Source organism: Asaia bogorensis, assembly GCF_900465345.1.
Taxonomy (GTDB): domain Bacteria; phylum Pseudomonadota; class Alphaproteobacteria; order Acetobacterales; family Acetobacteraceae; genus Asaia; species Asaia bogorensis_A.
On record NZ_UEGO01000014.1, the window covers coordinates 23,542 to 30,665 of the forward strand.

The window sequence follows — 7,124 nt, forward strand, 5'->3', positions numbered from 1 at the left end:
TCTGCCCTGTCCAACGGGAACGGATTATCATGCCTCTTCAGTAAGGGGGCCGAGATGTCAAAACCAGTCATTCTGATTACGGGCGCAACAGGACAACAAGGCGCTGCCACGATCCGCGAGATGCAACGTCGAGGGCATTGGCACATTCGCGCGCTTGTTCGGGATCCGCGGGCGCCAAAAGCAGTCGGCCTGGCGAAGAATGGGGTTGAGCTCGCTCATGGTGATCTGGATGATGAACACTCCTTGCGCGTGGCGCTTGATGGGGCTGAGGGGGTTCTATCTGTCCAGTCACCCATGAAGATCGGCCCTGCCGGTGAGGAGCGACAGGGGAAGAGACTTGCCGCCCTTGCCAAGGAGAGTGGCGTGCGGCACTTCGTGCAATGCTCCGCAGGCGGGGTAGAGCGACGGAGCGGCTTGCCTCATTTCGAGAGCAAATGGGCAATCGAGCAGCACATTGCCTCCCTAGGCCTACCCGCTACGATTTTGCGCCCTGCGGCCTTCATGGAGAATTTTTCAGGCATGATCTTTCGGGTCACCATGCTCTCCATGATGAATACCTATCTGAGGCCGGATCAGGCCATGCAGCTTGTCTCTGTGCAGGATGTCGCCTGGTTCGCCGCAGAGGCGTTCGAGAAACCTGATCAGTACCTTGGTCGGGCCATTGAGCTCGCAGGCGACAGCGTGACGGCTCGTGCCGCAGCGTCAATTCTGAGGGATGCCGGAATACGCCCTGGCCTCGGCTTTACGATCCCCTCAGTCATGCGAGCGCGCCTGCCCGAAGACTTTCGCCTGATGTTCGAGTGGATCGCCCGAGACGGGTTCAGGGCAGATATCCCCGCTCTGAGACGTGAGCACCCGGCGTTGCTGACGCTCGAGGGCTGGACGCTGCAACGCGCGAAAGATAGTCGATGAGTGGAGATTGGCGGTCTTCTGCCAGTTTTTTCACTCCCGGTTGTGCCTATCCCCTATATAAAGCTCAGTAGGCGTAAAATATCGGAGACCGGGCTTATAGTCCAGCTAGGTTCGGAGGAATCTTAAGTGCGCGATCTCCTCAGCGAAACCAGACGGTTTTGGCTATCGGTTTTTTATACGGTAGGCCTAGGGTTCAGATCGCGTCCTGCAAAAGTTTGTACATCAAACAGTGGACGTTGGTCCAGAAATGATCGGCGCAGTCGCTCTCAATGCCAGAACCCCAAAATTAATGCATACGTTCGAGAGAAAATTCGCTGCATTAATGAGAGGGGAGGATGAAAGTACATTTGAACCCACTCTCGTTGGGGGCAGCATAGAGAGGTGGATTTGGGCGGGTAGTACTCTCACTGAGATAACCTAAACTTCTTGCTCGCTCTAGATTGCGGAGTTCCTGTTGCTCTCATTGACTGCAACGACGGGAGTGTAAGGATAGCGGCCTGACTGCTTTGCCGCGCGTACATTCAAAAAGTGGATGCTTTCGCGAATTCAGCCGCCGGTTTCAATCGTCGCGGGGCGCAGCACGTCCGCGCTTGATCCCCGCACGATGGGATTTGCTGTCCATCCGGCGCGCGCGCCGCTCGCCCCGGGCGCGTGGGAATGCGGAACGCCTGACGGTGAGCAGCTTCGCGGATTATTGTGATCAGACGTTCGATTGCGTCCTTGCGGTTGCGGATCTGCATGCGGAAACGCCAGGCCGTGATGACGACCACGCCATCTCGCGTCGCCCGGCTTCCAGCGATTTCCAGCAGTCGCACGCGCACCCGTTCAGGCAAAGACGTGGAACGCGCGGTATCGAAACGTAGCTGTGCTGCGGTCGCAACCTTGTTGACGTTTTGACCGCCGGGCCCGGACGCCAGAATATAGCTGATCTGAAGTTCGTAATCGGCAAGAGACAGGCCGGGAAGAATGGGAATTGCCATGACGCGCCCCATAGCATATCGCACCGCGAAATGCCCGCATGCGCTGTGTATGGAGCGTTCAAACGCTTCCCTAAAGAGGTCGATTACCCCGCATCCTCCCCTATGTGCCGGCCGCAGAGCATGCCTCTAACGCTATTGCATTAGGGCGAGATCGAGAGCAAGCGACCACGCTGGCTTCGCCATATACATTTCAAATAAGAAATTTAGGGCGCCCTTGGGGAAGTTCATCGTGATCGCGAATACTTTCATCAATTAGGGAACTTTCAGGTGCCCGCTTTGAATCATTGTCCCTTGGTGCGGCTCAAGCATTTCCACAATAAACAAGAAAGCGCACCTCAGAGACTGCTGACTCTCTCCGATGTACTCGAAGCCGTACAGCAGCGCCGCCTTCTTTGCGGACGCTTGCGGGCGTAAGCAGGCAGCCGCAGAGCGGACATCGCGTCTGGCTGTATAACATGACAATCATACCCCGACATCCGAAACCGTTGTCCGAGCGACGACCGCGATCATCTCGCGCATCCACCGGTGCAACGGATGCGTGGCGGTGCGATCATGCCAGGCCATGGCGATGGTAAAGCCCAGGACGCGGATCGGCGGCGGCAGGATCTGCAACTCAAGGCCACGTCCCTGCACGATGCGGCGCGGCACGAGGGCGACCATGTCCGAGCGGGCGACCATCTCCGGTACCATCAGAAAGCCGGACGCCGAGAGCATGACGCGTCGGGCATGTGCCAGGGCCGCCAGCGCAACATCGGTCGGTCCTGAGAACCCGCCGCCCTCGAGCGAGACGATGACGTGTTCCAAGCTGCAAAACGTCTCGAGGTCGAGCGAACCTTGCAGGACCAGATGATCGGCCCTAGCGATCGAAACGTAATTTTCATCAAAGAGCGGCTTCATGCGCAAGCCGTCGGGGATGTCTTGTGGTATTGTCAGATACAGGTCTGCAAGGCCCTGTTCGAACGGACGAATTCCGGCCTCAATGTCGGCGGTACGCCAGGCGATCCGTATCCCGGGCGCTTCCTTCCATAGACGAAGGACCAAAGGCATCAGCACGGCGTACTAAATATAGTCGCTGGCGACGATCGCGACAGTGCCCTCCGCCGTCGAGGGAACAAACGGGTTTGCGGTGGCCACCACATCGCGCACGCCGTCTAGGGCCGCGCGCAACGGCTGCCGCAGGGCGATGGCGCGGGCGGTCGGCACCATGCCGCGCGGCCCGGGCAGCAGCAATTGATCCACCCAGCACGATCCGCAGTTGCGCCAGCCGCGCCGAGAGGGCGGGTTGGCTGAGGTTTAGCCGGCGCGCGGCGCGGGTGACGTTTTGCTCGGTCAGCAGCACGTCCAGCGTTGCGAGCAGGTTGAGATCGAAGGATCCGATATCCATTCAGTGGATAGCGACACACAAATCATTCGATTTCAACAATACCCCATATCGGCGCATCATCCTCAGATACAGGCCACGAAGGACATCGCCGACATGAGTTGAATCTTGAACGTCCACGCCTATCGCGATCCCTGCGACGAAATCGATGCTATCTACGGACACCCGACGATCGACCGTTCCTTTCCTTTCGCAGAGCTCAACGACGCCGTCCGGCTACAGAAGAGCGGCAGGCACTCCGGCAACGTCGTTGCCGAGCTCTGATCAACGTATACAGTAGGAGCATTGGACCATGAACATACTAATCGTTTACGCGCATCCCTAACCCACTTCGCTGACACGGCAGATGGTCGACGTGACCGCCGAGACGTTGTCGGCAGTGGGACACACCGTAGTTCATTCGGACCTCTACGGCATGAAGTGGAAGGCGGTGTACGACGCCGACGACTTTCCCACGCGCGACAACCCCGAACGGCTGTCTTTCATCGCGGAATCGGGACACGCTTATGCAAGCGGGCATCAGACGCCCGACGTGATCGCCGAGCACGCGCTGCTGCGACGCTAAACCAAAACAGACCAGAAAGCTGGCCGCGCTGGCATCATAAGCCGCCGTTTGATCGCCACTCGCGTGGAATGGAACAGTTTCACATGGCGCCGTCGGCTGCTTCCGCCCTATGTCGGTCATACCATCTCCCATGATCTGAAGCGGACAGTCCATTATCAATGCTTCAACAAGGGAGCCCGCTTGGGGCAGATCATGCCAACGAATACTTATTTAGCCAGCGCTGCAAATAAAAGTCTGACAGATTTTTAGTCCAGAATTTTGATGCCATCGTGGCCAAGAAACGGAGTAGGTCACGTTGACAAAAGGTCTATACGCTCATCCTGAGACCTGATTCACTGGTTGCTTCGACGAAGGCGATAAGGTGAAGCGGGGATGGCACGAGGGGATCTGACGGATCATGAATGGTCGTTGATTGGCCCGCTTCTGTCACCTGAGCACAGACGTTGGGTGCGCCCAGCTGCAGACAACCGCCTGTCTCTCACTGACATGCTGCATGTTCTGCGCGCAGGCTGTCCGTGGCGGGACATGCATGAGCGCTACGGAAAATGGAACTCGGTCTATGTCAGGTTCCGGCGTTGGGCTGAACCGGGTGTATGGGATGACCTGCTGCAAACCCTGGTGGACCTGGGTCTGAGTGATGACTGGCAGCAATGGTCGACAGTACCGTGGTCCGCGCCCACTCCCAGGCAACAGGTGCAAAGGGGGGGCTCATACAGAGGGTTTTGGTCGATCACGCGGCGGCTTTACGAGCAAAATCCACGCCCGGTGCGACAATCAGGGACGTCCTTTCGGCTTTGCCCTTAGCGAAGGTCAGGTCTCGGATTACAAAGCCACAGATGCCCTGATGATGTTTCCGGTTCCAAACCCCAAAGCCATGCTGGCTGATCGGGGCTATGACAGCGACTGCTTCCGCCAGGATCTGCTGTTCCGTGGGATCCTGCCAGTTATTCCATCACGCAAAGGCCGCAATGCTCCACAGAAAACAGACTGGCGGCGTTACAAAGACCGCAATCGCATTGAGCGCATGTTCAACAGGCTCAAGCAGATGCGGCGTATTGCAACCCAATACGACAAAACCGCCTTGTCATTCATGAATTTCCTCAACCTCGTCGCCGCGAGGCTTTGGATTGAATCTTTTATCAACGCGACCTGGGCAATCGGCGCGGTACGCGCGGATATGCACAAGATTGGAAGCCTGCGGGGCTGGGCAAGCTGGGTGCTAGTCATAACCGGCGCTGCCTTTGGCTACGTCACCACGCATCTGGCGGGGTGGGTGCAATGACCGGCATCGACATCGCAACCGCGCTGATCTCGCGTGACGACTTCGAAGGCCTGAGTCTCAAGCCCTATCTATATCCTGCCAATTACTGGACGGTCGGCTACGGCAATCGATTCCTTCCTGACGGCACGCCTGTCACAGCCACGACGAAGCCGATCACCCAGCCGCAGGCCCTTGACCCGCTGCGGAATACTGTCATGATTCTTCTGGAGAAGCTTCGCTCATTCGCAATTCTAATGCTAATGGATTATCAGGAGGACGCTCTACTTTCATGGCAGTTCAATATCGGCACCAACGCTGCCAGCGCCCCGCCCCTGATACGGCGCCTCTACAATTCGGCAGCGCAGCAATTCCTCGTCTGGGACAAGGCCACGGTGAATGGAAAGCTTATCGTCCTACCCGGTCTTCAGCGCCGCCGCAGGATCGAAAGCGGCGTGTTCCTGGGGCGCAGTACGCAAAACATAGGTGACGCATGAAGCGTATCCTCCTTCCGGCGCTGGCCCTCGTGGCGGCGCTGCTCCTTGCAGTAACCCCGTCCGTGGCGGCCTCGTCCAATTCCACACCGGCCTGGAAATCTTACCAGGAGACCGGCAATCCCGCCGATATCGTGGCATCTCCCACCGTTGCTGCGGCAATCGGAACAAAGGTGGATGCAGTCAACGGTCAGGCCAATGGCCTACAGGTCCAGGGCGGCGAACTGACCAGCACTGATGTCAATGCAGCGGTGGCAACAGCGCAAGGGGGCACGTCTGCCCAGGCATTTGCTGCCAAGCTGCACGAAGTGCTTTCCATCCGGGATTTTGGCGCAAAATGCGACGGGGCGACAGACGACGCGACGGCGATCAACGCAGCCCTATCGGCGGCATCGTCTTCCGGCACTCCATCGGTCCTTGTTCCGCCGTCAGTCACGGCCTGCATGGTCGGATCGACGCTGATTGTTCCRGCAGGTACTGCATTCTATTCAGCGCTGAACGCAGCGACCATCAAGGCTACGTCTTCTTTGTCTGGCCCGTTGGCGCAATTCGCATCGGCTGCACAGGATATGCGGATTTACGGCCTGATCCTCGATGGTGGCGGCGTGGATGGAAGCAATACCAGCCCTGTTGTTCAAGGCTACCAGACGACGAACGCGGTTGTTGATTCCGTCACAGTCCAGAATGCGCCTCGTCAGGCGGTATTGTTTTCRCAATCCAACCGTTCTGGCGTGGTCGGCAGTACAATTCGCAATATTGGGAACCACTGGAAAACAACGCTCAGCATGTCCGATGCCTATGCCGGCATCGTTGTCTGCTGCACGGCCGCCGGATACGGGCAAGACAATTTCATTCAGAACAATCATATTTCGGACGTTGGGCTCGATGGAGCCAGCGTGACCGAAAATGCGCGGACGATTATCTCCGGTAACGTCTTTGACATGACGAACCAGCAGCACACGCTTATCCCGAATGCCTCCGCATACGCTGCGGGAATTTATGCAGCGAATGGCGCATCCATTATTGGATCCGCGAACACGATAGCTGGCGCGTCTGGCAGCGGGATTGACACCTATCAGGCGAAAAGCGCCGCTCTGTACGGCAACTATGTGAGCGGCTCAGGCTTCGCGGGCATTCTCGTCGCGGGCGATCTGGAAGCAGTGCTGACCGGCAATATTCTCGCTGACAACGTGCAGGCCGGAAGCGGCAACAGCAACCCGTTCTTGGGCGGGATTAGCTTGTGCTCGAATATCGGATCCTTGATTGTTGCAGGGAATTACGTTGGCAATATCAATGGGACAACGCAGGAATACGGCGTTTACGCGGGTACGACCGCAAACGGCTCCTGCACTATTCCTACAGCGAGCGTTGCCCGTATCGGTCAGGACAACGACCTGAGCAGCAACACCCAAGGCGCTATCGGGCCGAATACGGCGTTTGGCTATTATCAGCCCGTCACCGGACAGCCTGTTCCGTCCTATACGCTCGCATCACTCCCAACCAGTGGCACCGAGGGCCAGCGCGCTTACTGCAT

8 protein-coding genes and 3 pseudogenes are annotated in these 7,124 nt (G+C 57.8%); 7 read left to right on the top strand and 4 right to left on the bottom strand.

Annotated features, from left to right (window positions below; all coding sequences use genetic code 11):
- Positions 1-54: 54 nt before the first annotated feature.
- A complete protein-coding gene (locus ED655_RS08055; protein WP_122049738.1) occupies positions 55-912 on the top strand; it encodes an NmrA/HSCARG family protein in 858 nt (285 codons plus the stop codon).
- 559 nt (positions 913-1,471) lie between these two features.
- Here the strand turns inward: ED655_RS08055 and arfB are convergent.
- The 4 genes and pseudogenes from arfB to ED655_RS16060 all read right to left on the bottom strand — a co-directional run.
- Positions 1,472-1,892 (bottom strand): annotated as a pseudogene (arfB, locus tag ED655_RS08060) (alternative ribosome rescue aminoacyl-tRNA hydrolase ArfB).
- A gap of 462 nt (positions 1,893-2,354) precedes the next feature.
- Positions 2,355-2,939: a LysR substrate-binding domain-containing protein gene (locus tag ED655_RS15720; protein WP_240993573.1), complete on the bottom strand. Its 585-nt coding sequence runs from the start codon at positions 2,937-2,939 to the stop codon at positions 2,355-2,357.
- A 12-nt stretch (positions 2,940-2,951) separates the two neighbouring features.
- Positions 2,952-3,131 carry a hypothetical protein gene (locus tag ED655_RS15875; RefSeq protein WP_240993574.1) on the bottom strand — a complete coding sequence of 60 codons (180 nt, stop codon included), beginning with the start codon at positions 3,129-3,131 and terminating at the stop codon, positions 2,952-2,954.
- A 58-nt stretch (positions 3,132-3,189) separates the two neighbouring features.
- Positions 3,190-3,276 (bottom strand): annotated as a pseudogene (locus ED655_RS16060) (hypothetical protein); the annotation flags it as partial.
- Between the two features lie 105 nt (positions 3,277-3,381).
- On the opposite strand from ED655_RS16060, the gene ED655_RS08070 reads away from it, so the two are divergent.
- From ED655_RS08070 to ED655_RS08095, 6 genes and pseudogenes are all read left to right on the top strand, one after another.
- Positions 3,382-3,537, top strand: a complete 156-nt coding sequence (locus ED655_RS08070; RefSeq protein ID WP_162993440.1) for a zinc-binding dehydrogenase — start codon at positions 3,382-3,384, stop codon at positions 3,535-3,537.
- Between the two features lie 82 nt (positions 3,538-3,619).
- Positions 3,620-3,838, top strand: a complete 219-nt coding sequence (locus ED655_RS08075; RefSeq protein WP_205836005.1) for a hypothetical protein — start codon at positions 3,620-3,622, stop codon at positions 3,836-3,838.
- Positions 3,839-4,210: 372 nt separating this feature from the next.
- Positions 4,211-4,432, top strand: a pseudogene (locus ED655_RS16065) (transposase); the annotation flags it as partial.
- Positions 4,433-4,475: 43 nt separating this feature from the next.
- Positions 4,476-5,120: an IS5 family transposase gene (locus ED655_RS15735; RefSeq protein WP_240993575.1), complete on the top strand. Its 645-nt coding sequence runs from the start codon at positions 4,476-4,478 to the stop codon at positions 5,118-5,120.
- Positions 5,117-5,593 (top strand): lysozyme, encoded by a 477-nt coding sequence (locus ED655_RS08090; protein ID WP_122049735.1) that lies wholly within the window; start codon positions 5,117-5,119, stop codon positions 5,591-5,593. Before ED655_RS15735 ends, ED655_RS08090 begins: the two co-directional genes overlap by 4 nt.
- A 29-nt stretch (positions 5,594-5,622) precedes the next feature.
- The coding region (locus ED655_RS08095; RefSeq protein WP_205836007.1) for a right-handed parallel beta-helix repeat-containing protein at positions 5,623-7,124 on the top strand (1,502 nt) is incomplete at its 3' end.